Annotated in this window: 24 protein-coding genes and 1 pseudogene; 5 read left to right on the top strand and 20 right to left on the bottom strand. The window is 60.0% G+C overall.

Annotated elements, in window-relative coordinates:
• Window positions 1–157: 157 nt before the first annotated feature.
• The 7 genes from VF629_RS04910 to VF629_RS04940 all read right to left on the bottom strand — a co-directional run bounded on the left by VF629_RS04910 (window position 158) and on the right by VF629_RS04940 (window position 7,577).
• A complete protein-coding gene (locus VF629_RS04910) occupies window positions 158–883 on the bottom strand; it encodes a GNAT family N-acetyltransferase (protein ID WP_331057339.1) in 726 nt (241 codons plus the stop codon).
• A 216-nt stretch (window positions 884–1,099) separates the two neighbouring features.
• Entirely contained in the window at window positions 1,100–1,597 is a 498-nt protein-coding gene (gene ybeY, locus VF629_RS04915) for an rRNA maturation RNase YbeY (protein ID WP_331057340.1), read from the bottom strand.
• A 6-nt stretch (window positions 1,598–1,603) separates the two neighbouring features.
• Window positions 1,604–2,050, bottom strand: coding sequence for an ATP-binding protein (locus VF629_RS04920; RefSeq protein ID WP_331057341.1), 447 nt, complete (start codon window positions 2,048–2,050; stop codon window positions 1,604–1,606).
• A 166-nt stretch (window positions 2,051–2,216) separates the two neighbouring features.
• The gene (locus tag VF629_RS04925; protein WP_331057342.1) at window positions 2,217–5,729 is read right to left on the bottom strand and encodes a DUF4175 family protein; all 3,513 of its coding nucleotides are present in this window, start codon (window positions 5,727–5,729) and stop codon (window positions 2,217–2,219) included.
• Window positions 5,730–5,904: 175 nt separating this feature from the next.
• Window positions 5,905–6,675 (bottom strand): exodeoxyribonuclease III, encoded by a 771-nt coding sequence (locus VF629_RS04930; protein WP_331057343.1) that lies wholly within the window; start codon window positions 6,673–6,675, stop codon window positions 5,905–5,907.
• Window positions 6,676–6,810: 135 nt separating this feature from the next.
• On the bottom strand, window positions 6,811–7,200 hold the full coding sequence (locus tag VF629_RS04935) for a hypothetical protein (RefSeq protein WP_331057344.1): 390 nt from the start codon (window positions 7,198–7,200) through the stop codon (window positions 6,811–6,813).
• Window positions 7,197–7,577, bottom strand: a complete 381-nt coding sequence (locus VF629_RS04940) for a carboxymuconolactone decarboxylase family protein (RefSeq protein WP_331057345.1) — start codon at window positions 7,575–7,577, stop codon at window positions 7,197–7,199. The genes VF629_RS04935 and VF629_RS04940 overlap by 4 nt, the downstream gene beginning before the upstream one ends.
• 199 nt (window positions 7,578–7,776) lie before the next feature.
• Here VF629_RS04940 and VF629_RS04945 point away from each other — a divergent pair, with 199 nt between their 5' ends.
• Complete coding sequence (locus VF629_RS04945) at window positions 7,777–8,478, top strand: ComF family protein (protein ID WP_331057346.1); 702 nt, start codon at window positions 7,777–7,779, stop codon at window positions 8,476–8,478.
• Window positions 8,479–8,567: 89 nt separating this feature from the next.
• Here VF629_RS04945 and VF629_RS04950 read toward each other — a convergent pair whose 3' ends face one another.
• The 3 genes from VF629_RS04950 to VF629_RS04960 all read right to left on the bottom strand — a co-directional run bounded on the left by VF629_RS04950 (window position 8,568) and on the right by VF629_RS04960 (window position 12,165).
• Entirely contained in the window at window positions 8,568–9,842 is a 1,275-nt protein-coding gene (locus VF629_RS04950; RefSeq protein ID WP_331057347.1) for an SUMF1/EgtB/PvdO family nonheme iron enzyme, read from the bottom strand.
• 68 nt (window positions 9,843–9,910) lie between these two features.
• Window positions 9,911–10,951 carry a PorP/SprF family type IX secretion system membrane protein gene (locus VF629_RS04955; protein ID WP_331057348.1) on the bottom strand — a complete coding sequence of 347 codons (1,041 nt, stop codon included), beginning with the start codon at window positions 10,949–10,951 and terminating at the stop codon, window positions 9,911–9,913.
• 98 nt (window positions 10,952–11,049) lie between these two features.
• Entirely contained in the window at window positions 11,050–12,165 is a 1,116-nt protein-coding gene (locus tag VF629_RS04960) for an OmpA family protein (protein ID WP_331057349.1), read from the bottom strand.
• Window positions 12,166–12,671: 506 nt separating this feature from the next.
• Between VF629_RS04960 and VF629_RS04965 the strand changes: the two genes are divergently transcribed.
• Window positions 12,672–15,710 carry an AsmA-like C-terminal region-containing protein gene (locus VF629_RS04965; protein ID WP_331057350.1) on the top strand — a complete coding sequence of 1,013 codons (3,039 nt, stop codon included), beginning with the start codon at window positions 12,672–12,674 and terminating at the stop codon, window positions 15,708–15,710.
• A gap of 118 nt (window positions 15,711–15,828) precedes the next feature.
• On the top strand, window positions 15,829–16,674 hold the full coding sequence (locus VF629_RS04970; protein WP_331057351.1) for a DUF4382 domain-containing protein: 846 nt from the start codon (window positions 15,829–15,831) through the stop codon (window positions 16,672–16,674).
• 69 nt (window positions 16,675–16,743) lie between these two features.
• Here VF629_RS04970 and VF629_RS04975 read toward each other — a convergent pair whose 3' ends face one another.
• From VF629_RS04975 to fumC (VF629_RS05015), 9 genes and pseudogenes are all read right to left on the bottom strand, one after another.
• On the bottom strand, window positions 16,744–17,367 hold the full coding sequence (locus tag VF629_RS04975; RefSeq protein WP_331057352.1) for a thioredoxin family protein: 624 nt from the start codon (window positions 17,365–17,367) through the stop codon (window positions 16,744–16,746).
• An 84-nt stretch (window positions 17,368–17,451) separates the two neighbouring features.
• Window positions 17,452–17,949, bottom strand: coding sequence for a DinB family protein (locus VF629_RS04980; RefSeq protein WP_331057353.1), 498 nt, complete (start codon window positions 17,947–17,949; stop codon window positions 17,452–17,454).
• Between the two features lie 81 nt (window positions 17,950–18,030).
• A complete protein-coding gene (locus tag VF629_RS04985) occupies window positions 18,031–18,507 on the bottom strand; it encodes a DUF6970 domain-containing protein (RefSeq protein WP_331057354.1) in 477 nt (158 codons plus the stop codon).
• A 93-nt stretch (window positions 18,508–18,600) separates the two neighbouring features.
• Complete coding sequence (locus tag VF629_RS04990) at window positions 18,601–19,008, bottom strand: diacylglycerol kinase family protein (protein WP_331057355.1); 408 nt, start codon at window positions 19,006–19,008, stop codon at window positions 18,601–18,603.
• Window positions 19,001–19,594 (bottom strand): GNAT family protein, encoded by a 594-nt coding sequence (locus VF629_RS04995; protein WP_331057356.1) that lies wholly within the window; start codon window positions 19,592–19,594, stop codon window positions 19,001–19,003. Before VF629_RS04995 ends, VF629_RS04990 begins: the two co-directional genes overlap by 8 nt.
• 77 nt (window positions 19,595–19,671) lie before the next feature.
• Window positions 19,672–20,259: a DinB family protein gene (locus VF629_RS05000; protein WP_331057357.1), complete on the bottom strand. Its 588-nt coding sequence runs from the start codon at window positions 20,257–20,259 to the stop codon at window positions 19,672–19,674.
• Window positions 20,260–20,323: 64 nt separating this feature from the next.
• Window positions 20,324–20,914, bottom strand: coding sequence for a Crp/Fnr family transcriptional regulator (locus VF629_RS05005; protein ID WP_331057358.1), 591 nt, complete (start codon window positions 20,912–20,914; stop codon window positions 20,324–20,326).
• A gap of 80 nt (window positions 20,915–20,994) precedes the next feature.
• Window positions 20,995–22,116, bottom strand: a complete 1,122-nt coding sequence (locus VF629_RS05010) for a DHH family phosphoesterase (protein ID WP_331057359.1) — start codon at window positions 22,114–22,116, stop codon at window positions 20,995–20,997.
• Between the two features lie 94 nt (window positions 22,117–22,210).
• Window positions 22,211–22,395, bottom strand: a pseudogene (gene fumC / locus VF629_RS05015) (class II fumarate hydratase); the annotation flags it as partial.
• A 178-nt stretch (window positions 22,396–22,573) separates the two neighbouring features.
• Between fumC (VF629_RS05015) and VF629_RS05020 the strand changes: the two are divergent.
• Window positions 22,574–23,605: an LLM class flavin-dependent oxidoreductase gene (locus VF629_RS05020; protein WP_331057360.1), complete on the top strand. Its 1,032-nt coding sequence runs from the start codon at window positions 22,574–22,576 to the stop codon at window positions 23,603–23,605.
• Between the two features lie 187 nt (window positions 23,606–23,792).
• Here the strand turns inward: VF629_RS05020 and fumC (VF629_RS05025) are convergent, their stop codons facing one another.
• On the bottom strand, window positions 23,793–25,193 hold the full coding sequence (gene fumC, locus VF629_RS05025) for a class II fumarate hydratase (protein ID WP_331057361.1): 1,401 nt from the start codon (window positions 25,191–25,193) through the stop codon (window positions 23,793–23,795).
• Window positions 25,194–25,344: 151 nt separating this feature from the next.
• Here fumC (VF629_RS05025) and VF629_RS05030 point away from each other — a divergent pair, with 151 nt between their 5' ends.
• Complete coding sequence (locus tag VF629_RS05030) at window positions 25,345–25,521, top strand: hypothetical protein (protein ID WP_331057362.1); 177 nt, start codon at window positions 25,345–25,347, stop codon at window positions 25,519–25,521.
• Window positions 25,522–25,686: the final 165 nt, after the last annotated feature.

Consider the following 25,686-nt stretch of genomic DNA (forward strand, 5'->3'; position numbering starts at 1 on the left):
TTGGGTGTTGTGCTCGAAGCGGCCTTGGGTCATGCAGCGCGCAGCGAAGCATCTCGCGTGGGGTAGTAACCCAATCGTTAGATGAAAGAATTAGCGGTGGCACGCGAGATGCTTCGCGGCGCTCTGCATGACGGCTTATGAATCATTCAGTATAACTCTACACCGTCAGTCCACCCAGTTCTTCTGGCAGCCAGTCAGCGAATAACTCTGCCGATTGAGCCGCTACGGCCTCCTGGGAAAAAGGCACCCAAATGCCGTGGACGCTGTCGAAAACTTCGGTGGCGGCGGGGCAAGCGAAGAGCTTGTAATCAAATTTTGAGTAGTTGTGCACCAGGTAGCCGGGGTAGTAATAGTCGAGGTGCTGCCGGCGGGCGTGGTCGGTTTTCAGCAGCAGCAGGTACTTGCCGAGGCTGTGCTTCCGGTAGACCGGGTCATAGAAGTTGAGGATGCCGGCCAGGGTGCGTTCGCCGCGGTCGAACACGCCGGCGGCGATGAGGCGGTTGCCATCGCGCAACTCGATGATTTGGGTATTGAAGACGTTGTGGGCTTCCCCGCCAAGCAGCACCGCTTCAATCGTGGGAGCTGCTTCGAAGGTGATGGAGGCGCGGTAGCGGGCGTACAACTCTTCGTATTCGTCCGTGATGCGGAAGGTGCGGATAGTGGCCGAGAAGCGAGCGTTGCGGCGCAGCAGGGCGCGCTGCTCGGGGCCCCAGGCGATGCGGTCGAGGGCCAGGCGCAGCCAGTGGGCGGTGTAAAGGCGGCCCGCAAATGGCACGAAATGGCAAGTGAACAGTTCCTGCTGCATCCGATAGTAGCCCTGGGCAAGGTAAAAATCCAAGGCATCGCCGCGAAGAATGGGGTGAGCAGATGGCGAGACAGACATAAGGGGCGAGGCAACGAAAGCCCAAAGGTTGCTTAGAGTAACAGAACGATGTAGAGACGCAACATTTTGCGTCTCGTCGTTGAACAACCGGAAACGCACCGTTCATGCAGCACCGTGCAGCGACAAGACGCAAAACTTGCGTCTCTACCCCATACATGCTAAACGCCCGCTAAAAGCGGGCGTCGGGTCGTTTCGAACAAGCAAACAATCGAAGCGCTAAAAAGTGCGCAGCGCCAAGCAATGGTCTTCCTTGGCGCGCATGGCGGTTTGGCTCAGCAGGTCTTTGTCGTGGTAGCCGAGCAGGTGCAGCACGCCGTGAATCATGACGCGGTGCAGCTCGTCGCGGAAGCTCACGCCGAGGTCCTGGGCATTGTCGCGCACCCGCTCCACGCTGATGAAGATGTCGCCTTCCAGAATGTCGGCGTCGTCGGAGTTGTCGAAGGTGATGACGTCGGTCAGCGTGTCGTGGTCGAGGTACTCGACGTTGAGCTGGTGCAGGTACTCGTCGGAGCAGAAGATGTAAGTCAGCTGCACGATGCGGTGCTCGTGCACAGCGGCCACGCGCTCAATCCACTCCACGATGCCTTCGGCGTCGGAGAGTTCGAATTCGGGCACGTCTTCCACCATGAACTCGATGCCGGGGGCCTCGTGGTGCAGCTCGCCGGGGGGAAAATTGTCGTGGTGGGGTGGCCCCACCGGCGGGTGGCTGTTCATGCGGCGTTAGGCGGCGATGTGGTCGGCGTTCGAAGTCTCGTCGGCGGGCGCCGACGTGAGCTGGAAGGTGAGCTGCACGCGGCGACCCTCCTTGCTGAACTCCACCTCGTCGGCCAAGTGGCGGATGAGGAAGATGCCGCGGCCCCCGGGGTTTTCGAGGTTTTCGGGCGCCGTGGGGTCGTCGAGGTTGTCGTAATTAAAGCCCGCGCCCTCGTCCTCAATCTCAAATTTGAGCTGCTGGGGTTCCACGTACAGCGACAAATAGACGTTTTTGTCCTTGTCGAACTTGTTGCCGTGGCGAATGGCGTTGTTCACCGCTTCGGTCACGGCCACCATGATGTTGCCGTAGATATCGTCTTCAATCTGAAAGGTATCCTTGGAGTTGTCAATGAAGCTTTCGACGACACGGATATTTTCAACGAGCGACGGAATCTGAATTTTTACCTGCTTCATAAGGTGGTTTGATAGGAAGGGCGGCGGCGGGTTCGGGGCGGCAAAAATAGTCTTTTAAATGGCAAAGCGCCACAACAATTTCTGACATCGAGCGAAAGCACGGTTCCGACAGAAGGCTAAACAGTTAACGAAGCCGCAGGTGGTTTGGATGGGCGGCGCCGGACACTTACTTGATTTTCTGAAAATACTCGCCCACTTCGCGCTGGTAGTACGGGGTGAGGTTCGGGGGAGTACTACGTAATAATTCTGTCTGGCGTTCCTTGCTGCCCTTGTATTTGTCGAACGCCTGCGGAAAAACCGGGGGTTTATACTGAGCCGCTTGGGCTTCGCGCTTGGTGTCCTGGTCGCGCTCACGGGCCGATTTTTCTACTTCCAGCAAGCGGGTAAGAATTTTCTGCTGGCGCATGATGGTCTCCTCGGTGAGGCGCTTGTTCACGAGGTCGGTTTCGGTTTGCTCCATCATTTTCTTGATGTCGCCGGTGCCGCCCATGCCTTGGTCGCCCTTGCCATCTTTGCCGTCCTTGCCGCCTTCTTTTCCTTCCTTGCCGTCTTTGCCTTCGCTGGCCTGGCCTTCGCCGCCGGCTTTGCCGCCGGGCTTGCCCTGCCCCTGCTGCAACTTATCGAGCTGCTGCATGGCCTGGCGCAGCATCTGCTGCTGGCCGGCCATCTTGGCTAGCTCTTCCGACATCTGCCGGCCCGATTTGCCGCTCTGCGAAAGCTTCTGAATCTGCTCGTTGAGTTGCTGCTGCATCTTGCCCATGTCGCCGGGGCCGGGCTTGCCGCCCTGCCCCTGGCCTTTGCCCTTGCCTTTTTTCTTGCCGGGCTTGCCCTTGCCGTCCTGCGGCTGGCCTTTGCCGGCCTGCTGCTCCTGCTGCATCTGGTCGAGGGAGCCTTGCAGCATCAGGGCCAGGTTGTTCATGCTGGTCATGGCCTGCTGCTCGGAGGCGGTGGCCCGGTTTAGGTCGCGCTGCTGAATGTGGGTGAGGGACTCGTCCATGCGGCCGTTCATCTCGCCCACCTCGCGGGTCACGAAACTCTGAATTTTGGGCTCCTTCTTGGCCAACGCGTAGAGGGAATCCTGGATAATCTTGGCGTCGTCGCGCAGCTTGCGCTGGGTCTGGCCCAACTGCACGAAGCGCGGGTCAGACTGGTCCACTTTGCGGAAATCCTTCATCAGGTTTTCCTGGTCGAAGCTCAGCGTGAGCAGGTTTTCGAGGATGTCGCGCAGGTCGTCGATGTTCTGCTGGGCTTGGTCGCTTTCCTCCTCGCTCATCTGGTCGCGCATTTTCTGCGCCATCTTTTTCATGCGCTGGGCGGCGCTTTTCTGCTTGGCAGCGGCTTTGGAGTTCTGGTTTTTGCCGAGCTGCTGCTGGCTTTCCTGCATATCCTGGTCGGCCTGCTCCTGCTCGGGCTTTTGCTCGTCCATGCCGTTCTGGTCGCCCAGTTCCTTGTCCATCTGCTTCAGGTCCTGCAGGTCCTTTTTCAGGTCTTCGAACTCCTTCTGGTTTTCGGCCTGCTCCTGCTTTAGCTGCTCCTGCTTGGCCTTTTGCTCTTGGTTCGACAGCTTGTTGTCGGGGTTTTCCTTGTCGTTCTGGGCCGTTTGTTCGGCCAGCTTCTCTTCCTGCTTGGCCAGCTCTTCAAGCCTGTTGGCGGTTTCCTCTGCCTTCTGCTCCAGCTGCATTTGCTTGAACATGTCGAGGGCGCGGTCCAGCTCCTTTTGGAGGGTGTTTTCCTTGTTTTCGAGCTGCTGCAGCAGCTTCTGCATCTCGGCGTCGGGCTGCTTCTGCGCTTCCAGCAGCTTTTTCAGCTTTTCGTAGAGCTTCTTGGTTTCGGGGTCGAGCAGGTCGTTCATCAGCTTTTTCAGCTCTTCGGCCTTCTTAGCCAACTCCTCGCTCTTGGGGTTGGCCTGGTCCTGCTTCTGCTGTAGCTGCTCGAACATCTTCTGCATCTGCTCCATCTGCTGGTTCATCTGCTGCTTCTGGTCGAGCATGTTTTCCAGCTGCTTGCGGTCCTGGAAACTCATGTCGCGCTTGGTCTTGAGCTTTTCCTGGGCCTTGGCCAGCTCGCGCTCCAATTTCTCGCTCTCTTTAGCGGCCTGACTCATCTGGCTGGCCACCGACTCGGCCTGGGCATTCAGCTCCTGGCGCATCTCGCGGCGGCCCGGCAGGCGGAATTCGGCCGGGCGGGTGCGGGCGGCTTTGGGGCCGTGCACGCCGTCGTTGTCCCAAGCCTCCACGTAGTATTCCAGCCGGTCGCCGGGCTGCATGTTCAGCGGGTTCAGGTTCCAGGTATAGGCGTAGGTGCCGGCGCTTTCGGTGGGCAAGCTCAGCGGGCGCGAGGCATAGGCACCGGCGGCGCGGGCATTGCCGCCGCGCAGCAAACGGTAGTGCAGCTGCAGGCGCGTCAGGCCATAGTCGTCGCGCACGGTGCCGCCCAGCGCCAGGTAGCGCCGCGTCACCGTGTCCGGAAACGCCTCCAGCGTGAGCGAGGGCACCAAGTCCGGCACCGCGGTGAGCTGGTACGAAATAGGGTCGCGGTTCAGGCTGGCCGGGTTCTTCAGGCGCAGCAAATAGGGCTGCGAGCGCATCACCCGCCGCGTGGCCACGAAGGTGCCGTCGTCGCCGCTGGCAGCCAGCGTCTCGTCGGGGTTTTGGAACACCAAGGCCAACTCGTCGGTAGCAGCCGTTGCAAATTGCCAGCGTACCGTGCTGCCCTCCGGCACGGTCAGGTTGCCGCCGTTTTCGATGGTTTCGGCAGCTTTGCCGGTGTAAGCCGGGTAGGTGATGTTGACTTTGAAATCGCGCAGATTGGGCCGCTCCAGCACCGTCAGCTCGTATTCCTGCGAAGCAAACCCGGCGCCTTTCAGTTGGAACGTTACGTTTTCCTGCGGCTGCTCGAACGTGTAGCGAAACTGGTCGCCGCGGCCCGCCACCTTGTTCAGGCGCCGCTCGCCCTCGTTGAAGGCAATGGTCATGTCGGCTGGCAGGGCCGCGCCTGCCACCGCGACATCGAGGGTAAAATCTTCACCTCGAAAAGCCGTCAGCTTGGGGTTTTTAATTAAGAATTGAAACGGCGCCGGCGGCGAATATGCCCGCTTGTAGTGCCAGATGCGCTCGGTGCCCTGCACCAAAAAGCTGGGATAAAACGCCAGCAATAGCAGCAGTACGGCTACCGGCACGGCGGCGTATTTCCACAGCGGCTTGCTCTGCTGCTTGATATCGATGCCCTGGGCAAACGAAATGTTGCCCATCTGAGCGGCGCGCTGCTCCAGGCTAGCCGCAATCAAGGCGTTGTCGCGGGCCTGGCCTTGCAGTTGCAAGGCGTTCAGCAGCCGGTCTTGCACGTCGGGGAATATCTCCCCTACCCTGCGGGCCGCTTGCTCGTCGCTCAGCAGGCGGCGCAGGTTGGTGAGGGCCGCCAGCGGCGTCCAAATCCAGCGCGCAAAGCTGTAAACCGTCAGTCCAATAAACCCAAACAGCAACCCCGCCCGCACCACGGTGGGCAGGTAGAGGAAGTATTCGAGCACGTTGAACACCACGAAAAACGTGAGCAACAGCCCGCCAGCCACCAGCAGGCCGCGCACCAGCAGGTTCAGGTAAAACTTGCGCTTGAAGGCTTCCAGCTCCGTTCGCACCCGCGCCAAGGCAGGGTACTCGGCCGCTGAAGCGCCAGGCTCCATCAGCATCGCCATAGATAAGGTCTTGTTCAGGAAAGATACATCAAGACGGAGTGCTTGGTTCGGAAGGTGAAATGGTAAGGTGCGAAATGGTAAGGTGCGAAATGGTGAGTTGTCGTACTAACCGCACTGACTATGCAAGTAGAACATCAAACTCACCATTTCACACCTCACCATTTCACCGCACCTCCACCCAGGCCGGGCAATGGTCGGAGTGCACCGCGTCGGGCAACAGACCCGCGCCGGTCAGCCGCGGTTGCAGCGCGGCGTCGGCCAGCCAGTGGTCGAGGCGCCAGCCCACGTTGCGCTTGCGCGAGCCGGCCCGGTAGCTCCACCAGGAGTAGTGCCCCTCGGCCTCGCCGTGGTGGTGGCGGAAAGTGTCCACAAACCCATCGGCCAGGAAATCTTTGAACCACTGCCGCTCCTCGGGCGTGTAGCCAGGGCTGTTCTGGTTGGCCTTGGGGTTGTGCAAGTCGATGGGCGTTTGGCAGCAATTGAAGTCGCCGCCAATGAGCAAGGGCGGCGTGCTGCCGTTGGCCCGCAGTTCGGCCACGTAGCGGCGAAAAAAGTGCAGCCACTCCACCTTAAACGCCTGCCGCTCGGGCCCGCTCGTACCCGAAGGCATGTAGGTGTTCAGCACCGATACGTTGTCAAAGTCCAGGCGCAGCACGCGGCCTTCGTCGTCGTAGCAGCTTTGGCCGCAGCCGTGAATGACGGCCTTGGGCTCCACTTTTGTGAACGTGGCCACGCCGCTATAGCCCGGCTTCTGGGCAGGGTGCAAGTAGGCTTTGTAGCCCAACGCCTCAAAACCCGACACGTCCATCGGCTCCCGGCTGGCCTTGATTTCCTGCAGGCACAGCACATCGGGCGCCGCCTCGGCTGCCCATTCCAGCAGGCCTTTGCTTACCGCCGAGCGTAAGCCGTTGACGTTGTAAGAGACGATTTTCATATGATATTCTATAGAATCAGAACATCATGCTGAGCGTAGCCGAAGCATCTCTACCGTGCTACTAACTAGGGCTAGTATTGCAGAAGAGAAATTTCGACTCCGCTCAGCATGACGTTCGAAGTAAGGGCGCTAATGTTACGCCTCGAATTGGTCTTCTGGGTCGAGCGCGAAGTACTCTAGCACGTGCCACTTCAGCATGCGCTCCTGCTCCTTCAAATTGGCAAAAGGCACCGGGCGCAGCAGCTTGTAGTGAGGCCAGCCGTCGGCATCCACGCGCTCCAGTTCGTAGTGCCCACTCAGGCTGAAGAGCCGGCAAGTGGCGATGTGCATCAGGTCCTGCTTCTGCTCCTTGGTAAAGGTGGTGATGCCCTGATTCAGCTCCTGAATGCCAATGAGCAACAGCAGCGCATTCAAATCAGGACGCTTGCCAAAACGCGCTTTCATTTCCCGCATCAGCGCTTCCCAGCGCGCCTCGAAATCGGCTTCGGATTCGTGGTGTTCCACGGGGGTTAGCTCGTCGCTCATACAGCGTGTTCGGCATGCGGAGCGGCGGGCGCCACGGCTTCCGTTTTTAAGATTTCCCAGTACTCTACCGCGCGCCGGAAATGCGGAATCACGATGCTGCCGCCGATGATGTTGGCAATGGCAAACACCTCGTAAATCTCCTCGTCGGTCAGCTTCTCCTCAAAGCATTTGCCGAGGTGGTACTTGATACAGTCGTCGCAGCGCAGCACCATGGAGCAGGCTAAGCCCAGCATTTCCTTGGTCTTTACATCAATGGCGCCGGGGGCATACGTGTTGGTATCGAGGTTGAAAAACCGCTTGATGACCTTGTTGTCGGCCGCCATGATGGTTTCGTTCATCCGCTGGCGGTACTCGTTAAATTCGGTTACTTGGGACATTTTTATTAGGATGAGCGGGTAAAAAGAACGTCATGCTGAGCTTGCCGAAGCATCTCTCCCGCAGTGGTAAACCTCATTAGTTGCGCAGGTGAGCTGCTTCGGCAAGCTCAGCATGGCACACTTACGGTAAATGCTGTGGTCAATGAATTACATTGCTTCTTCAAAATTACTTCCCAAAACCTCGCCCTCCCCTTCTGCCATGCTCCGTTTGCTCTGGGGTGATTTCGTTGGTCTTATTTACCCCCGCCTGTGCCTGGCCTGCCAAGAGCCGCTGGTGACGGGCGAAAACCACCTCTGCACCGGCTGCCGGGCCGAATTGCCCTACACCGATTTCCACCTGCTGCCCCCGGACCAGAACCCGCTAGGCCGCCGCTTCTGGGGCAAGCTGCCTGTTCGCCACACGCTGAGCTACCTGCGCTTCGTGCGCCACGGCCGGGTGCAACACCTGCTCCATGAGCTCAAGTACCAAGGCCAGCGCGACGTGGGCACCGCCCTGGGCCAACTTTACGGCGCTGAACTGCACGCCGCCGGCATTGCGGCCGACTTCGACCTCATCGTGCCCGTGCCCCTGCATCCCAAAAAGCTGGCGAAGCGCGGCTTCAATCAAGCCGCTGCCTTTGCCACGGGCTTGTCTGATGGCCTGAAATTGCCCGCCAACAACACCGCCCTGCGCCGCACCACCAACACCAAGACTCAAACCAAAAAGAACCGCGCCCAGCGTTGGGAAAACGTGGCCACGGTATTCGAAGTAGAAAACGCCATTGACATCGTGGGCCGCCGCATCTTGGTAGTAGATGACGTGCTCACCACTGGCGCCACCCTCGAAGCCTGCGGCGCCGTGCTGCTGGCCGCCGGCGCCGTCGAGGTCAGCATTGCCACCATTGCCTGCGCAGATAGGTAAAGCAAGCAGACGCATCCCAGCTTGATTGGATATAAAAACAAAAAGGCCGCTTCTGACTCAGAAGCGGCCTTTTTGATAAGTGAAGCGGACTATTTGTTCGAGCCAGCGTTAATCATCGCGCAACGGAAACCGATGGTTGCCGTGGCCGAATCTTCGGCCATGAAGCGACGCGTGCCGGGCGACAGCCAGTAGGCCACGTCGCGCCACGAACCGCCCTTGAACACGCGCACGTGGTCGTCAATCAGGGACTGGTAGCCTTTCTTGTCGTACTTCTCGGCGGGGTCACCCACGCCATTGCGACGGAAGGGGTTCAGGTCTTCTACGTCCTGGAACGATAGGGGACGGTATACGTCCTGCACCCACTCGTTCACGTTGCCGGCCATGTTGTACAGGCCGTAGTCGTTCGGCGGGTACGAGTAGATGTACTCCGTAATCATGGCGCCGTCGTTCAGGCTACCGGCGATGCCGGCGTAGTCACCGCGGCCACGCTTGAAGTTAGCCAGGAACTGGCCCATTTTGCGGCCGTAAGCGTTGCGGGTCGACTTGCCGTCCCAAGGATAGATGCGCTTTTCCTCCTGGTTCTCGTTGCCCACTTCTTGGGTGCCTACGAGTGCCTGAGCGGCATATTCCCATTCGGCTTCGGTGGGGAGGCGGTAGTTGGGGAGGGTGTTGCCCTGCTCGATAGACACGGCGCTCTTGCCATCCGACAAGCCACCAGCGGCCACCGTACCTTCGGCGCCAGCAGCGGCATCACCTTTGGCTTTTTTCTTGCCGAACAGACCGCCCGACTTCTTAGTGCTGCCCGAGCCCGAGCCGTTGGCCAGGCCTTCGTTCACTTTAGCGGTACGCCAGGTGCAATAGTCGTCGGCCTGCAGCCAGCTCACGCCCACCACGGGGAAGTAGCGGAAGCCGGGATAGCGCAGGTAGTAGGTAACGTAGGGGTCGTTGAACGACAGGTCCCGCGCCCACACCGTGGTGTCGGGCAGGGCCGAACGGTAAAACTCTTCCGCCGAGTCGGTACGGATGAAGTGCAGGTATTCGAGCCAGTGAATGTTGGCCACTTCGGCTTCGTCCATGTAGAACGAGGCGATGGTCACGGTACGCTCAATGTTGTCGTGCGTTTGGGTTACGTCCTCTTCCTGCGAGCCCAACACGGTGCGGCCGCCTTCGATAAACACCAAACCGGGACCTTCGGGGATTTTCTTAAAATTGGCTACCGCCATGCCCTTCTCGGTGTTGTATTCAATACCGGTAGTAGAAGAATATTTGCCAGGCTTCTGCGCCGTCGGCGGGCCCTTTTTGCCGCAGCTCGCCAAGACCACCAGGCCGAGGACGGTAAGGCGTAGATAATTGGTTAATTTCATAACAAAGTTAAAATGAGTATGAGGCTGTCGAGTTATTTAGGGCAATTAGGACACAATAGTACAAAAAATTAGAATACCGGACAAGGCGCTGTCGGGTAAACGCGTTTTTTTAGACGACGATAGGCGTTTTCTAATCGGTCAAACGCACTTAGTGATAAAGTCAGTTCATGAGCGCCGCCTAAATCCGCACTTAACTGCGTCAAGCCCACGTCGTAGCTGTAGCCCACGCGCAACCCGCCGGCTTGCACGCCGGCCACCACTGCCAGCAGATTTTGGGGATTAACGTTGCCTGGGGCCGAAATATTGCGGTATACGGCGCCCAATGTGACGGGCGAGGCCAGGAAATACGCCCCGGTTTCGATGCGCTGTGAGCTGCCTTGGCGGGTGTAAGAGGCCACCGGCGTAAAGCTCACTTCGCGAACCGCAATTCCCGTGGAAGGCTTGACCATGAAAAATTTATAGCCGCCCGACACATTAAACGAGATGGGCAACGTGCTTTGATTGCGAAACCCCAAGTCGGGCCGGTTGAGGTGCTGGCCGGCCACACTCAGCCACGCTTGCTCGGTGTAGAGCACGGCGCCGGTGCCCAAACTGAGGTAGTTGGCTGGGGGAAAACTCAACGATTCGGCCGACGGGCCGGCCACGCTGCCATCCTCTAGAATCTGGTCGCCGAACACGAAATTGTCATATCCCACTCGCTGGCGACCGTAGCTGGCGCGCAGGCCGCCGCTCAGGGCCAGCTGGGGCGTGAGGCGGGTGTGGTAGGCGTACAGAGCGCCCGCTTCGAAGCGCGTGTAGCCCACCGAGCCCGTCCGGTCCTGGTTGATGAGCAGGCCCAGGGCGTGGTGCTGGCCTTTGGTGTTGAGGCGAACGTCGGCTGCCAGTTGCCCCGTGATAAAAGAGCCGGCAAGGCTGGGAAATTGGTTGCGGTAGCCCAGCGTCACGCTGTAGTCGTCGACCAGGCCCGTGAATGCAGGGTTGGTGTGCAAGCGCGTCGCAAACGGCTGAGAAAAAAACACGTCCTGCGCCCGCACGCCCGAAACGACGCCCAGCAGCAGCCCCGCCGCAAGGCCGTGCCGAATGCCGAAGCGCAACGGGAAAGTAAGCATGGGCATAGTGACCGACATAACGCCGCCAAAATGCTGTTTAGTACGGCCGTCGACGCGAATGTACGGCCGCAAACCAGCCGTGCCCCGCTACAGGTTCCCTACTTGGCCAACACTTTCACGCTCAGGCGACGGTTTTTGGCGCGGCCTTCGTCGGTCTGGTTCGAGGCAATGGCGTAGCGGGGGCCGTAGCCGCGGGCGTCGATGCGGCTGGGGCTGATGCCCAACTCGACCAAGGCTGCCCAAGCGGTACGGGCCCGGGCGTCGCTGAGCTGCTTGTTCACTTTGTAGGTTCCGGTGCTGTCGGTGTAGCCGCCCAGCTTGATGCGGGCTTTGGGGTAGGCTTTGAGCAGCGCGGCCACGTGGCTCAGCTGGTCCACCGACTCAGGCGTGAGCGTGGCCTTGCCAGGAGTGAAAAAAACCCGGTCGAAGTTGTACCAGCCCCGGGTAAGGTCCACGGTGTCAACTTGCGCCTGCGGGTCGGTAAGGAACCGGTGCAGGTTGCTTTCGGTAGAATTGACCCCTACGTCAGAAATTACCTGGCCTCCCGGCAGCTGCAGAGTGGTCAGGCGGCCAGTTTCGTACACATAGTTGCCGCTTTTCGCGTCATAATGGCCCGGCACGATGGGGTCGGCCACGGGCGGCGTCGTGCGGCGGACGTAGCGCTTATACGGAGCCCTGGCCGGAGCCGCTGCCGGCGCGGGAGCCGAGGCGGCGGCGGCTGGCGGCGGCATTGCTGGGGCATCGCGCTGGGAGCTGGCCGTGGCGCCTCCGCCGGTGGTCAAGAGCACGGGGCCGCCCACCACGCTTTCGGCGGCTAGGGTTTCGGTGGGGGTCGGCGCGCTGGCCACTCGGCTAGGGCGTTGTTCCTTGCCGCCCGCCGAGAGCCGGTTCAGGGTCACGGTGAAGGTCACCGTCTTTCCTTTTTCCAGGAAGATGCTTTCCAGGGTTTGGGGGTGGTAGCCTCCCTCGCCCACTTGCATCAAGTAAGGACCGCCGGCTTGTAAGTTGTTGATGGAAAACGTGCCAGTCGCGTTGGAGGCGGCCGCGTAGCGCGTGCCCGATGGCACGTGAATGACGGTGATGGCGGCGCCCGGCAGTGCGCGGCGGTCATCGGACTGCACGTTGCCCATCAAACTCATGGTGCCTGCCTGGCCGAAGCTGAATTGGGTGGCCAGTGCCACCACGGTGGGTGCCAAGAAGTAGAAACGCTTCATAAGCTGAAGGAAAGCTGGGTATAAATTTTTGAACTAATGAGGTGGTCAGCAAGCCAGCACTGGTTCGTTTAATCAAGCTGCGACGATAGAATTTAACTCTCGTCGCTACCATTGATAACTCTTTGTGTGACTTTTATAAATAGACTACCGAATGGACAAGGGTCAAATATAGCGCAAAAATTTATTTATGACAATTTGTTTATAGTTTGTAATTTATCTAAGCCGGAAATTGAGTTATCCAAAGATTGTTAAACCATGAACGAGCGAAGATTTCATTTGAGAAACTGTTGGCAGTGAATGGATAACTGTGAGTGAGGAAGGGCTTGGTTCATCCACAGGCTTGCTAATGCGGCGCCAGCAGTGAGCACTGTGCGGCCAGCGGCGGGGACTGAGGAGGCAAAAAATCAGTTGTAGCATTGTTTGGCCTGATTTTGTGCGGGCAAACATAAAAAAAGCGGCAGCTTGGTCGTTTTACCTTTGACCGGAATTACTTACTAGCTCGTGTTATGCGGAAGATACTGTTGGGTGTAGGCATTTTTTTGGTGGTGCTGGTCGCGGCTTTGGCCCTGGCGCCGGTGTTATTTAAAGACAAGCTGCGGGCGCTGGCCGACAAGCAGATTGCCCAGCGGGTGCGGGCGCAGGTGCAGTACGACCCCGCCAACATCGACGTGAGCCTGCTAAGCTCGTTCCCGGACATGACGGTGAACATCCGCGAGTTGCGGGTAATTGGTCTCGACTCGTTTAGCCGCGACACGCTGGCCTACCTGCCCAGCCTGCAAGTGGGCCTGGACGTGATGAGCGTAGTGCGCGGCGGGCAAATCGACATTAAATCCATCGAGCTGGAGCGGCCCAACCTGAGTTTGCGCCGCCTGAAAAGTGGCTTGGCCAACTGGGACGTGATGATTTCGGACTCGGCCGCGGCGGCCAAGGGACAGGACACCACGCAGGTGAACTTGGCCATAAAAGGCTGGAAAATGACGGATGGCCGCTTGCGCTACGAAGACCTGACCCTGCCCTTTGTGATGCAGGCACGCGGCGTGAACCACAGCGGCAGCGGCGACTTTGCCAGCAATGTGTTCGACATGACTTCGCAAACCACGGCAGCCGACCTCGACATGACCTACGCCGGAACGGCCTACGTGACCGACAAGCAGCTCGACGCCGACGTGACGATGAACATGGACCTGGCCAAGAGCCTGTACACGTTCAAAGACAATAAGATTAAGCTGAACGAATTCCCGTTCAGCTTCGCGGGTGCCATCGGCCTGCCCAACGAGAAGGACATCACCTACGACCTCACGTTCAAGGCGCTGGAAACGGACTTCAAAACCCTGCTGAGCTTGGTGCCGGGCGTGTTTACGGAGAAATTCAAGAACATTGAAACCAGCGGCAAGGTGGCGTTTAATGGCTACTACAAAGGCACGCAGAACGAACTGCACATGCCCGGCTATGGCGTGAATTTGGTCGTCACCAACGGCCAGTTTCACTACCCTGACCTGCCGCAGGCGGCCAAGAACATCAACCTGAAAATGCAGGTTGACAATCCGTCGGGCTACACCAACAACGTGAAGGTGAACATCCCGCAGTTTCACCTCGACCTGGGCCCGAACCCAGTGGATGGCAACATTGCCATCGACGGCCTAGAGCCGATGAAGGTGGACGGCCGCGTGAAAGCCAACGTGAACCTGGCCGAGGCCCTGAAAGTGTACCCGGTGAAAGACCTGAATATGCGCGGCCAGCTCTTCGTGGACGGCACGGCCAAAGGCATCTATTCCAAAACCCAAATGCCGGTGGTGAACGCCGCCATTCGCCTCACCAATGGCTTCGTGAAATCGGCCCAGTTCCCGGCTCCCATTGAGAACATCAACCTGAACGGCACGGTGGTGAACACCACCGGCAAGGTGAACGACACGCAGATTAACCTGCCGCAATTCCGGATGGTGCTGGAAGGCGAGCCGCTGGAAGGCCGCCTCACGGCGCACAACATCGACAAGCCGGTGTTCGACACCAACGTGCGCGGCACAGTGGACCTGACCAAAATCACCAAGATTTTCCCGCTGGAAGGCATGACTGTGACGGGCCGCGTGGCGGGCAACATTGCCGCCAAAGGCAATATGGCCGACGTAGAAGCCGGGCGCTACCAGAACGTGGTAGCCAGCGGCACCGTGAAGGCCACCAACGTGACGTACAAGAGCAAAGACTTGCCGCAGGGCGTAAAAATCAGCTCGGGTACGGCCACCTTCAATAACAACCAGATTGCGGTGCAGAGCCTGAACGGCATGGCTGGTAGCTCCGACTTTGCGGCCAGCGGCACGGTGAGCAACTACCTGGGCTACCTGTTCACGCCGGGCCAGTCGCTGAAGGGCAACATGACCGTGAACTCGCGCAATTTCAACGTGAACGAGTGGATGGTGGACGAGGTATCGGCCAAGCCCACCGTAACTGGCGGCAATGCCCCGGCCAAGGCGGAAGGCGTGTTGCAAATTCCCAAATACTTCGACTTGGTGCTGAATAGCAATGTGGACAACGTGACCTACGACAACCTCAAGCTGACCAACGCCAAAGGCACCGTGACCGTGCGCGACGAAACGGCCAAGCTCAACAACATGACGTTCAACACGCTGGGTGGGACCTTTGGCACCACCGGCAGCTACAGCAGCAAGAACCTGGCGCACCCCACGTTCAACTTCGGGCTGAACATTGAGAACCTCAACATTCAGAACGCTTTCTCGGCCTTCAACACCATCAAGAAACTGGTGCCGCTGGCCGGCCAGGTAGAGGGTATATTCGGGACGAAATTCACCCTGAGCGGTGAAATGGGCCCCGACATGTTCCCCAACCTGAACACGCTGACAGGCAAAGGCGTGGTTGACGTGGTGAAAGCCGCCATCAACCAGTCGGAGGTGATGACCAAAATTGCCAGCCTGACCACGCTGCCGGAGCTGAAAACGCTGCTGGTGGTGAACAAAGAAATCCAGGCCAACATCGTGAACGGCAATCTAGTGGTGCAGCCGTTCGACCTCGCCGTGGGCGACGTGAAAATGACCTTCGGCGGCTCGAACAGCCTGGCTGGTGCACTGGCCTACGTCACGGCCCTGAACGTGCCCACCGGCAAACTGGGCAATGCGTTGAACAGCAAGCTCACTCAGCTGACGGGCGTGAAAGACATTCAAGGCACGGAGCGGGTGACGCTGGGCCTCAACATCGGCGGCACCATGACGAGCCCGGTGGTGAAACTGACGAGCGGCAGCGTGAAAGACCAGGGCAAAGCCATTGTGACCAACGTGGTGAAGACGAAACTGACCGACGCGCTCATCGGCCTCACGCAGAAGAAAAAAGCCGCCCAGGACAGTACTCAGGCCACGACCGACGCTGCCAACCATACGGCTGAGGAAAAAGCGCGCATTGCCAGCGAGAAAGCCAAGCTGGAAGCCCAAGCTCGGTTGCGAAACCAGGTGGGGCAAGGGTTGAATAGTCTATTTGGAAAGCCGAAGCCCAAACCCAAGCCCGTCGATTCGTCGCCTGCCGACACCACTAAGCCGTAGCTGAGGGGCCGTTCATCGAAACCGGAGGGGTAAAGGAAAACGGTGCAGCTTATCGTGGCGTACCTTGGTCGTACCGATTTACGGCCATCAACTTCCTTTATATTTTTCCGTTATTCTAATGAACATTGCCCGCTCTTTTCCCCTGGCTTGTGCCGCGGCCCTGGCCCTGGTGGCCGGGTGCTCAAAAACCGATGACACATCGGCCGATTCTTCCAAGCTTGAAGTCCGGCTGATGGACGCGCCGGGTGACTTCCGCAGCGTGGTGCTGGACGTGCGCCAGCTCGAAGTGCACCTGAAAGAAGAAAAAGACCCCGACGGTTGGAAGAACCTCACTTTTTCGCCCCAGGCCATCAACGTGCTGGAGTACGTAAACGGCAAGTCGGCCCTGTTGGTGAGCGAGAATTTTGCGCCCGGCGAGCTCAAGGAAATCCGCCTGATTCTGGGCCCTGACAGCTATGTCATCGCCCGCGACGGCCAGCGCTACGACCTCAAAACCCCCAGCGGCCAGACGTCCGGCGTGAAATTGAAATTGGATAAAGCCACGTTGCGCCAGCGCGAGACTTTCCAGCTGTTGCTCGACTTTGACGTGGCCAAATCCATTGTGGAGCGTGGCAACTGGAAGCCCGGCAACGACAAGAAGGAGCGCTACCTGCTCAAGCCCGTCATTCGGGTGGTGGCCCAGGACCTGCGCGCCGGCCTCCGTGGCACGGTGAGCCCGGCCGTGGCGCTGCCCCAGATTTTGGCCATCCGCAACAGCGTGCTGAGGCTCGATACGGTGAGCACTTCCGCAGATGCTTCGGGCGCGTACCAGCTCAGCGGGCTGGCGGCCGGTACCTACCGCGTTGAGTTTTTCCCAACCACCACGGCCCCTCTTGGCCAAAACGCTTACCGCAACGTGACCAGGACGGGCGTAGTGGTGACCAACGACAACGTAACGGACCTGGGCACAACCCCGCTGAATTAAGCTGGCCTGCGTTCACAAAAAAGCCCCGCTTTGTAGAAAGCGGGGCTTTTTGTTGTATTTGGGGTTTGGCTACTTCAGCGTTTGCAGCAGCGCCAGCAGCTCGCGCTGGGTGCTCAGGGTGCGGTCCTTGGCGTACCAGCCGTGGAGTTGGGTCACGAACTCCTCGTAGGGCACTTGGTCCTGCTTGAGGCGCATGAACAACTCCTGCGCGGCGGCCGGGCGCGGGCCCCAGGTGGCGGCTTCGGCGCGGGTGGCAGATTGCAGCACAATGAGCTTGGGAATGGACCGGCCTCCGTTGGTGAGGTAGCGGTCCATGAGGTCGAGGTTTTCGTCGCGCAGCACGTAGCGCGTCACGATTTTGTCCTGGCTGGCTTTGGCAATGGCTTCGAGCACGGGCACAATCTGGGCCGCGTCGCCGCACCAGCCTTCCGTAATTATCAGCCACTCGTAGCCTTCGGTGAGCTCGTTGAGGGCTTTTTGCAGCTCGGGCAGTAGCTCAACGGTCTTGTCCAAGCGCTGCATGCGCTGGATGTTCAGCTTGGCGTACTTTATTATCTGCTCGGTTTGGGTGGTGCCGGTGGTGCGGTTTTGGGCCATGAGCTCATCGATGAGCTGGCGGTAGCCCGCGTAGGAATACGCCCGGTTCAGGCGGTCGAGTCCGATAACGGGAGCGGCAGAAAGAGTGTCAGGCATGGGAAAAGTAAGATTGAACGGGCAAGGCACTAAAAAACCCCTCCGGGCCCGGAAGGGTTTTTAGTGTCGCGTTTAATCGGTGAATTACAGGCTGGGAGCGGCGTGCTTGGCCGCGACCGACAGCTCGCGGCAGTAGGTGATAAAGTCGGAATTAACGGGTTCGAAGCCGTGGTCGCGCAGGCGGGTGGCCACCTGGGCGCGGTGGTAGCTGGCGTGCACCACGGCGTGGGTGAGGATGTCGTGCACCTGGCTTTCGTAGCTGGCACCGAGCGAGTTGGTGTAGGAAATGAGGCGCTGCAGCTCGGTTTCGTCGGCGTTCACCATGAGCTGGTGCAGCGGCTCAGAAGTTTGCTGGTGCAGCTGGTGCAGCGTAGGCAGGTCGTGTTCTTGCCATACTTTTACGGGGCTGGCGGTGCCGCCGATGCGCGAAATCCAAATGGCTTGGGCATTGAGCACATGGCTGAACAGGCGCAGCACCACGGCCGGAATTTCTTGGCCAGTAGCGGCCACTTCGTCGAGGCGATTCAACACGGTGGTATTGGCCCACACGTTGAAGGCGCCGAGTTTTTCGAGGGTGTTCATGATAGAGAGTCTGAGTAAAGAAAGGACGGGGCGGCGAAGCCTCTGCACGGGGTTCTTAGTTACGCCGCCGCCCGGTCACAGTTACCTGGGGTCTTGCCAGACCAGTTTTTCGTTGGTTTTGGTTTTGTCAAAATCGGGGCACTTGCCGTCGCCTTTGCCCGTGATGCCGCCGTCGGGCTGGCAAATTAACTTCCCCTTGGTGTCATATACGTTGGAGTACTGGTCGCAGCACGGGGCCGAGATGTAGTACACGGCCTGGCCGCCATAATCATAGCGCAAAATGCGGGTGATGGGGTTGCGCTTGCGCTCGGCCAGCACGGAGGCAATGCGCGCCTTCAGCCACTGCGGCCGGAGCGTGGTGTCCGACTCCGCGATGCGGGCCGAGGCCAGGTCGGTGGTGCTGGTGGGGGTGCTGACGGGCGTGTTGTTGTTGTTGGAGGCGCCGGTGTTTTGCGTCGTTTGCGAGGGGCGCGCGGGGGTGGTCACGCTCACCTGCTTGGGGGCGCAGGCCGTGGCCAGCAGGAGCGAAGCGGTAACAGTAAAGGAAAGCAAGCGCATGGCGTCAGGGAATTAAGAAGCGAGTCCGCCGAAAGCCGGCGGGCCGGCTATGGGTACGCCCGCCGCGGGCAATGGTTCAGGTCAGTGTCCTGCTTATAACGGAAAAATCTTCGGCCCGAACACCAATGCGCCCACCACCAGCGCGCCCAGCGCGGCCAGCAGCACTGCGCCAGCGGCCACGTCCTTGGCCTTGCCGGCCAAGGGATGGTATTCGGGTGAGGCTAGGTCGGTGAGGGCTTCAATGGCGGTGTTCACGAGTTCAGCCGACCACACGCAGGCCACCGAAATAGCTACCAGCGCCCATTCAAGCCGCGAAATACCGTAATAAAACCCCAGGCCAATGACCACTACCGTAGCCAGCGCGTGAAAGCGCAAATGCACTTCCGAGCGCAGCGCCGCCCACACGCCCCGGAAGGCGTGCCCGAAGCTGGCCACGCGCCGGCGCCACATGCCGTCGGGCGGCCGAAGCCGGTCGGCGGCGGGTTGGGCGGGCTCAGCCATGGTTTTCGTAGGCCTGAAACACCGTCTGGCGGAGTTCCGACCAGTCGGGTTTGATGACGCTGAAAATGACCGTGTCGCGCCGAATGCCGCCCTGCGTGGGGCGGTGGCTGCGCAGAGTGCCTTCTTCAGTAGCACCCATGCGGGCCATGGCCGTGCGCGACTTATTGTTGCGGGAATCCGTTTCCAACTCTACCCGCTCGTAGCCCATCTGCCCGAAGGCGTGGCTGAGCAGCAGGTGCTTGCAGGCCCGGTTCAGGCCCGAGCGCTGAAAGGCGCTGCCCACCCAGGTGTAGCCAATGCTCAGGCGCAAGTCGGCGGGCGCGTCGGCGTAGTAGCTGGTGCTGCCAGCCAGTTGGCCCGTTTCGCGGTCGATGATGACGAAAGGGTAGCGCAGGCCCTGCTCGCGCGCCTCCAGCGCCTGCCGGATGTAGGCCGCCAGGCTCACGGCATCGTCGCCGCGGGTCAGCGTGTACTTCCACAAGTCGGCATCGAAGGCCACGGCTTTGAGGGCTTCAAAGTCGCCTATTTCCAGCGGGCGCAGGCGAGCGCGGCTGTTTTCGAGAACAACGTTGGCAGAGAAATCCATAGGGCGCAAAGATGCTGGGAAAAAAGAAAAGCCGCCCTTCCGTGGGAAAGGGCGGCTTCGTTGATTGACTCGCGTGTTTACGCTGCAATGACCTGCAACGGCAGGGGCGGAGCTGCCTGCGTTTGCACCGCGGCCTTGGCCCGTAGCGCCTGCTGCAGGTGGCGCTGCTCGTGCAGCACCTGGATTGCAAACGCTTCGCCCAAGCGCAACTTCAGCAACCTGAGGAACTCTACGGGCACGGCATTGCGGTTGAGGTCGGCGTGACAGGCTTGGGCCAGCAGCTGTAGCAGTTGCTGCTGGTGCGCACAAAACTCGGTTATCACTTCGCGTCCCAGCTGGCTGCCGCTGGGGTTCATGTAGCTGAAAGTATTAGCCTTCTTGGGGTTGTTGGGCGTTATCATGTCGATAAACTTGCGCCCAACCCAGCTGTAGCGCACCTCTACTTCCCCTGAAGTGCCGGCCTGGACCAGGGCCTGCGCGAAACGCGGGTTGTAGTAGCGGCTGTAGCGGTTCAGGTGCTCCAGGCATTCGAGCACGCTCCAGGACTTGGGGGCGGGCTGCTGGTTGAGCTGGGCCAGCTCCAGGGGCTCCAGCTCGGTTTGCACAGTGGTAAGCAGCTGGCGGACGGCGCGGTCCAGCTCGGCGAGGAAAGCGGTGGTATTCATGGCGTTGGATTTTTTATCAAAGGTCCGGGCCGCGAGCATCCGGCACCTTGATTGAAATCAAGATTCACCGCAGCCGGCTCAGCGTTTCAGGCGTCATGCGCAGGTAAGACGCCAGGTACTTCTTCGGCACTGACTGGAAGATGTGCGGGCTGCGCTGCCGGAGCCGCTCCAAGCGCTGGGCTGGCTCGGGCAGCAGCAGGTCGATTTCGTGCTCCATGCGGCCAATGAGGGTCTTTTCCAGCTCGTGGCGCCACAGCTTGGCCAGGCCAGGGCTGCGGTCTACACAGGCCTGGAACTCGGAGCGGGCAATGGCAATGAGCCCGCTGGCCTGCAGCGCCTGAATGGCGTATTCCGACGGCTTGCCCATGGCAAACGAGGGGAAGGCACACACCATGTTGCCCGGATGCACAAAGCCCACGCAGATTTCCTCGCTGGCCGTGGGGTAAAAAATGCGCAGCGTGCCGTGATGCGTGAAGTACAAATACTGCTCCGTCTGCCCAGGCGAAATCAGAAACTCATTCCGTGGCACCCGCAACTCCTTCGTCCAACAGGCCACAAAATCGGTGATTTCCGCCGGCGTTAAAAACGGCACGGCACCCAGCGAAGTGACGAGCATGCTGCGGGCCGCATCAGCAAAGGCAGGTGCAGAAGCCATGGAAGAATGTTGGGTGCGAGTTAGAGCATCCAAATATGGAAATTCCGCACCCAAATCATAGCCGGCTATTTGAGCTTGCCCTACTCGGCCAGCCCGAGCCCACGCAACAGCACGGTGTATTCGGCTGGGCTGAGGTGGCCACCGCTGGCTTGCGGGTGGCCGTGGGCAAAGTTCTCGGGCGGAGACTGGCCGGTGCGGGCGAAGGCCTCGCGCAGCAGGTTGGGGATGTGCAGGCTATTGCTGGCGGCGCGGCCGGCCACGGCAATGTGGCCGTTGGGCAGGTAGCCCAGGTTGGCGCACAGCACCACGCGGTCGGGCAGGCGCTGTATCCACTGCTGGGCAATGAGTGGGTGAATCTGGGCCGGCGAATTGATGGTGATGAGGGCCACTGGCAGCGCGTTTTCCACGGTTTTGGGCGGGAAACGCGGCGGCAGCTTGCGGGCGGCTTGCAGTTCCTGGGCCACGGCGGCGCGGTAGCCGGCCAGCACTTCGTCTTGCGCCAGTGGCCGCGGGTTGTCGTCGTGCAGGAGGTAGCGGAGGGGCCGCTCTAAGTCAAATTCCCCGGCTCGGCGCGCGGCGTTGCACACGGCCACGGCTTCTTTGAGCCACTTGGCGGTAAACTCCTTTTTCACTTCAGCCAGCGGCGGCCAGGCAGCTTGGTCGCCGAGGTCGGATATGATGCCGATGGCGGCCACCCAGCGCAGGTCCGTGACGTCGGTTTCGGCGGCCAGCAATTCATAGGCCAGCCACGCCGAGCAAGGCACGGGGTCGAGGCCGTAGCCGGTGAGCACGGTGGCGCCTGCGGGCGGCTGGCCTTCCGGAATGTGGTGGTCGACGTAGAGCACCGGTATGCCGTGGCTTTCCAAAGTACCGCGCTCGTGCACGCCCAGGTCGGTTACGATGAGGGCATCGGGACGCTCGGCCAGTAATTTTTCGTGCACAGCTGGCGTCAGGAAGGCATTCTCGCCCTTGCCCGAGGGCAGCACTTCTATTTCCCAGCCGGGCCCCAAGCGGGCCAAGCCGCGACCAAACAGGGCGCCCGCGGCTAGCCCGTCGGCGTCGAAATGACAATACACCACCACGCGCCCCGTGGGTGGAATGGCGTCAAGGAAAGCGCGAAAAGGCGCGACGAATTGCGGGTAGGCAGCCAAAAGCAACGGGCAACCAGCCTGGTAGCCGGTCGCCCGTTGTGCGTAAAGCAAGCGCCAAAGGTTGCGCAGCGTAACGTAGCGCCGCCTTGTTGTCCGCGCATAGCGCGCTGTTCGAGGTTTGCCAGTCGCGGACTAAAAGTCCGCGCTACTTAGTGTCGCCCACCATTTCCTCGGGGTTCAGCCATTCGTTGAACTGCTCTTCTGTGAGGTGGCCGAGCTGCAGGGCATTTTTCTTCAGCGCCGAGCCTTTTGTGGGCGGTTTGCGCGATTTCGGCGGCTTTGTAATAGCCGACGTGGGGGGTTAAGGGCCGTCACCAGCATGAGACTGCTTTTCACATACCGGGCAGTTATTATCCTTTTGAAAACGCTTAGTTGGTAGCTGTAGAATTATTATCTCATAAATAATGTACATACATATAATGTACGTACATTTGATAGGCTAAATGATTTGGTTTACCCAGTACCTGCGTTTGGACTACCAAAAATCACCTACTCAAACTCTGCAATCATGGAAATTGGAATTGATAGTTTTGCTGCTCTATTCGATAACGGCACCAACCAAAAGCCAAGCGGCGCCGAAGCCATGGGCCAACTGCTCGACCGCATTGAGCGAGCCGACCAAGTAGGCCTCGACGTGTTTGGCATCGGAGAACACCACCGCGAGCAGTTTCTGGACTCGGCGCCTGCCGTGATTCTAGCGGCCGCAGCGTCCCGCACCAAGCGCATTCGCCTGACCAGCGCCGTCACCGTGCTGAGCGCCATCGACCCGGTGCGCGCCTTTCAGGAATACGCCACCCTGGACCTGATTTCACAGGGCCGCGCCGAAATGGTAGTGGGCCGCGGTTCCTCCATCGAAGCCTTCCCGCTGTTCGGCTTCGACCTCGACGACTACGACGAGTTGTTTGCCGAAAAGCTCGACTTGCTCCTCCGCATCCGGGAACAGGAAAAGCTGCACTGGTCCGGCAAGTTCCGGCCCGCCCTCACGGGCCAGGGCATCTACCCACGGCCCATGCAGCCGCAGTTGCCCATCTGGCTGGGGGTGGGCGGCACGCCCGCTTCGTTTGTGCGAGCCGGTACCCTGGGCCTGCCGCTGATGGTGGCCATCATCGGTGGCGACACCCACCGTTTCCGGCCCTTGGTGGACTTGTACCGCGAAGCCGGCCGCCGGGCCGGGCACGCGCCCGAGCAGTTGCAAGTGGGCTTGCATTCCCTGGGCTATGTGGCCGAAACCACCGAGCAGGCCGTGGAGGAGTTCTTTCCCGGCTACGCCCGCAGCTTCACCGAGCGGGCCCGCGAACGGGGCGGTTCTGCCATTACGCGGGGCATGTTTGATGCCCAGGCCGGGCCGAAAGGCGCGCTGCTAGTGGGCAGTCCTGAAGAAGTGGCTGCCAAAATCCTGCGCCACAGCGAGGCCCTTGGTGGGGTTTCCCGTGTCACCTTCCAGCAGGACGTGGCCGCGCTGCCGCATGACGAAATCATGCGCTCCATCGAGCTATTGGGCACGCGGGTAGCTCCGTTGCTGCGCACGGTGGTAGCCTAATAGGCCACCCGGACAGGCAAAAAGAACGGTCATGCTGAGCGCAGCCGAAGCATCTCGCGTGTGGAAGTAACTCAATCGGTAAAACGAAAGGATTACTTCGGCACGCGAGATGCTTCGACTACGCTCAGCATGACCGCCTAATGGGGTTGGCTGCTAAGCCGGGAATTGCTTCATGAGTAGCTCGGGGCTACTTGATTTCACCCACCATTTCCTCGGGCTTCAGCCACTCGTTGAACTGCTCTTCGGTGAGGTAGCCTAGTTGCAGGGCGGTTTCCTTCAGCGTCGAGCCGTTTTTGTGGGCGGTTTGCGCGATTTCGGCGGCCTTGTAGTAGCCGATGTGGGGATTCAAGGCCGTCACCAACATCAGGCTGCTGTTCACGTGCTTGTCGATGTTGGCCTTGATGGGCTCAATGCCCACGGCGCACTTGTCGTTAAAGCTCACGCACACGTCGCCGATGAGGCGGGCCGAGTGCAGGAAGTTGTAAATCATCACCGGCTTGAACACGTTCAGCTCGAAGTGACCCATCGAGCCGCCCACGGTGATGGCCACGTCGTTGCCCATTACCTGGGCGGCCACCATGGTCATGGCTTCGGCTTGGGTGGGGTTCACCTTGCCGGGCATGATGCTGGAGCCGGGCTCGTTGTCGGGGATGTGAATTTCGCCGATGCCGGCGCGGGGACCCGAGCTGAGCATGCGCACGTCGTTGGCAATTTTCATCAGGCTCACCGCCACCGTTTTGAGGGCGCCATGAGCTTCCACAATGGCGTCGTGCGCGGCCAGGGCCTCAAACTTGTTTTCGGCCGTGATGAAGGGTAGGCCGGTGAGCTCGGCAATGTGCTTGGCCACGTTCTCGGAGTAGCCGGGAGGGGTGTTGATGCCGGTTCCCACAGCGGTGCCACCCAGGGCCAACTCGCTCAGGTGGGCTAGCGTGTTCTTGATGGCGCGCAGGCCGTGGTCGAGCTGCGACACGTAGCCTGAAAACTCCTGGCCCAGCGTGAGCGGCGTGGCGTCCATGAAGTGGGTGCGGCCGATTTTCACGATGTTCATGAACTGCTGCGACTTGGCTTTCAGCGTGTCGCGCAGCTTTTCGATGCCGGGGATGGTGGTCTCGACCAGGATTTTGTAGGCCGCAATGTGCATGGCCGTCGGGAACGTGTCGTTCGAGCTTTGGCTTTTGTTCACGTCGTCGTTGGGGGCCAGGGCCTTCTTCTCGTCGGTGAGCTGGCCGCCCTGCAGCACGTGGCCGCGGTAGGCAATCACCTCGTTCAGGTTCATGTTGCTCTGCGTGCCCGAGCCCGTTTGCCACACCACCAGCGGGAACGAGTCGACCAAGTCGCCGGCCAGGATTTCGTCGCACACCTTGCCAATCAGCTCGGCTTTTTCAGCGGAAAGCACGCCAGCGTCGCGGTTGGTGAAAGCCGCGGCTTTCTTCAAGTAGGCAAACGCCGCGATGATTTCCTTGGGCATCCGGTTGATGTCCTGGGCGATGGGGAAATTCTCGATGGAGCGCTGGGTTTGGGCGCCCCAGTACGCGGTAGCAGGCACTTGCACGGTGCCCATGGTGTCCTTTTCGGTGCGGAAATCCATGCTGAAGGTGAGGTGGTGAGGTGGTGAAATGGTGAGCCCTTGCGGTTGGGGTCGTGCGCAAAAGTACACCGCCTCGCCGGCCCCGAACGGCACAACGCAGCCATTGGCCGCCTAAGCCCGTACACCCAAGCAATTCACATTGTTTCTTTCCATGAACCAGCCCACGCCCACCCCCGACCCCAAAACCGAACCGCCCGTACCCGTGCAGGGCGACGGCACCCCCGACTACAGTGACGTTGAAGTGACCACCGAAACCGACCTGCCCACGCCCACCAAGCCCGGCGGCAGCGCCACCGAGCCCGAAAGCGGCGGCGGCTACAGCGGCTAAACTGGCTGGACACAGTCAGGTAAGATTTCAGCAGCTGGCGCTTAAATAGGAAGCAACGTCGCTGATAATTAATAAGAACGGTCATGCTGAGCGCAGCCGAAGCATCTCTACCGCGCAACTAATCAATTTTAGTGTAGCAGTAGAGATGCTTCGGCTGCGCTCAGC

This window comes from Hymenobacter sp. (genome assembly GCF_036388155.1).
In the GTDB taxonomy this organism is placed as follows: Bacteria; Bacteroidota; Bacteroidia; order Cytophagales; family Hymenobacteraceae; genus Hymenobacter.

What these genes read in the sequence shown, in the direction of transcription:
- VF629_RS04910 (WP_331057339.1), bottom strand. Translation starts at nt 883, where the DNA reads ATGTCTGTCTCGCCATCTGCTCACCCCATTCTTCGCGGCGATGCCTTG.
- ybeY (WP_331057340.1), bottom strand. Translation starts at nt 1,597, where the DNA reads ATGAACAGCCACCCGCCGGTGGGGCCACCCCACCACGACAATTTTCCC.
- VF629_RS04920 (WP_331057341.1), bottom strand. Translation starts at nt 2,050, where the DNA reads ATGAAGCAGGTAAAAATTCAGATTCCGTCGCTCGTTGAAAATATCCGT.
- VF629_RS04925 (WP_331057342.1), bottom strand. Translation starts at nt 5,729, where the DNA reads ATGGAGCCTGGCGCTTCAGCGGCCGAGTACCCTGCCTTGGCGCGGGTG.
- VF629_RS04930 (WP_331057343.1), bottom strand. Translation starts at nt 6,675, where the DNA reads ATGAAAATCGTCTCTTACAACGTCAACGGCTTACGCTCGGCGGTAAGC.
- VF629_RS04935 (WP_331057344.1), bottom strand. Translation starts at nt 7,200, where the DNA reads ATGAGCGACGAGCTAACCCCCGTGGAACACCACGAATCCGAAGCCGAT.
- VF629_RS04940 (WP_331057345.1), bottom strand. Translation starts at nt 7,577, where the DNA reads ATGTCCCAAGTAACCGAATTTAACGAGTACCGCCAGCGGATGAACGAA.
- VF629_RS04945 (WP_331057346.1), top strand. Translation starts at nt 7,777, where the DNA reads ATGCTCCGTTTGCTCTGGGGTGATTTCGTTGGTCTTATTTACCCCCGC.
- VF629_RS04950 (WP_331057347.1), bottom strand. Translation starts at nt 9,842, where the DNA reads ATGAAATTAACCAATTATCTACGCCTTACCGTCCTCGGCCTGGTGGTC.
- VF629_RS04955 (WP_331057348.1), bottom strand. Translation starts at nt 10,951, where the DNA reads ATGCTTACTTTCCCGTTGCGCTTCGGCATTCGGCACGGCCTTGCGGCG.
- VF629_RS04960 (WP_331057349.1), bottom strand. Translation starts at nt 12,165, where the DNA reads ATGAAGCGTTTCTACTTCTTGGCACCCACCGTGGTGGCACTGGCCACC.
- VF629_RS04965 (WP_331057350.1), top strand. Translation starts at nt 12,672, where the DNA reads ATGCGGAAGATACTGTTGGGTGTAGGCATTTTTTTGGTGGTGCTGGTC.
- VF629_RS04970 (WP_331057351.1), top strand. Translation starts at nt 15,829, where the DNA reads ATGAACATTGCCCGCTCTTTTCCCCTGGCTTGTGCCGCGGCCCTGGCC.
- VF629_RS04975 (WP_331057352.1), bottom strand. Translation starts at nt 17,367, where the DNA reads ATGCCTGACACTCTTTCTGCCGCTCCCGTTATCGGACTCGACCGCCTG.
- VF629_RS04980 (WP_331057353.1), bottom strand. Translation starts at nt 17,949, where the DNA reads ATGAACACCCTCGAAAAACTCGGCGCCTTCAACGTGTGGGCCAATACC.
- VF629_RS04985 (WP_331057354.1), bottom strand. Translation starts at nt 18,507, where the DNA reads ATGCGCTTGCTTTCCTTTACTGTTACCGCTTCGCTCCTGCTGGCCACG.
- VF629_RS04990 (WP_331057355.1), bottom strand. Translation starts at nt 19,008, where the DNA reads ATGGCTGAGCCCGCCCAACCCGCCGCCGACCGGCTTCGGCCGCCCGAC.
- VF629_RS04995 (WP_331057356.1), bottom strand. Translation starts at nt 19,594, where the DNA reads ATGGATTTCTCTGCCAACGTTGTTCTCGAAAACAGCCGCGCTCGCCTG.
- VF629_RS05000 (WP_331057357.1), bottom strand. Translation starts at nt 20,259, where the DNA reads ATGAATACCACCGCTTTCCTCGCCGAGCTGGACCGCGCCGTCCGCCAG.
- VF629_RS05005 (WP_331057358.1), bottom strand. Translation starts at nt 20,914, where the DNA reads ATGGCTTCTGCACCTGCCTTTGCTGATGCGGCCCGCAGCATGCTCGTC.
- VF629_RS05020 (WP_331057360.1), top strand. Translation starts at nt 22,574, where the DNA reads ATGGAAATTGGAATTGATAGTTTTGCTGCTCTATTCGATAACGGCACC.
- fumC (WP_331057361.1), bottom strand. Translation starts at nt 25,193, where the DNA reads ATGGATTTCCGCACCGAAAAGGACACCATGGGCACCGTGCAAGTGCCT.
- VF629_RS05030 (WP_331057362.1), top strand. Translation starts at nt 25,345, where the DNA reads ATGAACCAGCCCACGCCCACCCCCGACCCCAAAACCGAACCGCCCGTA.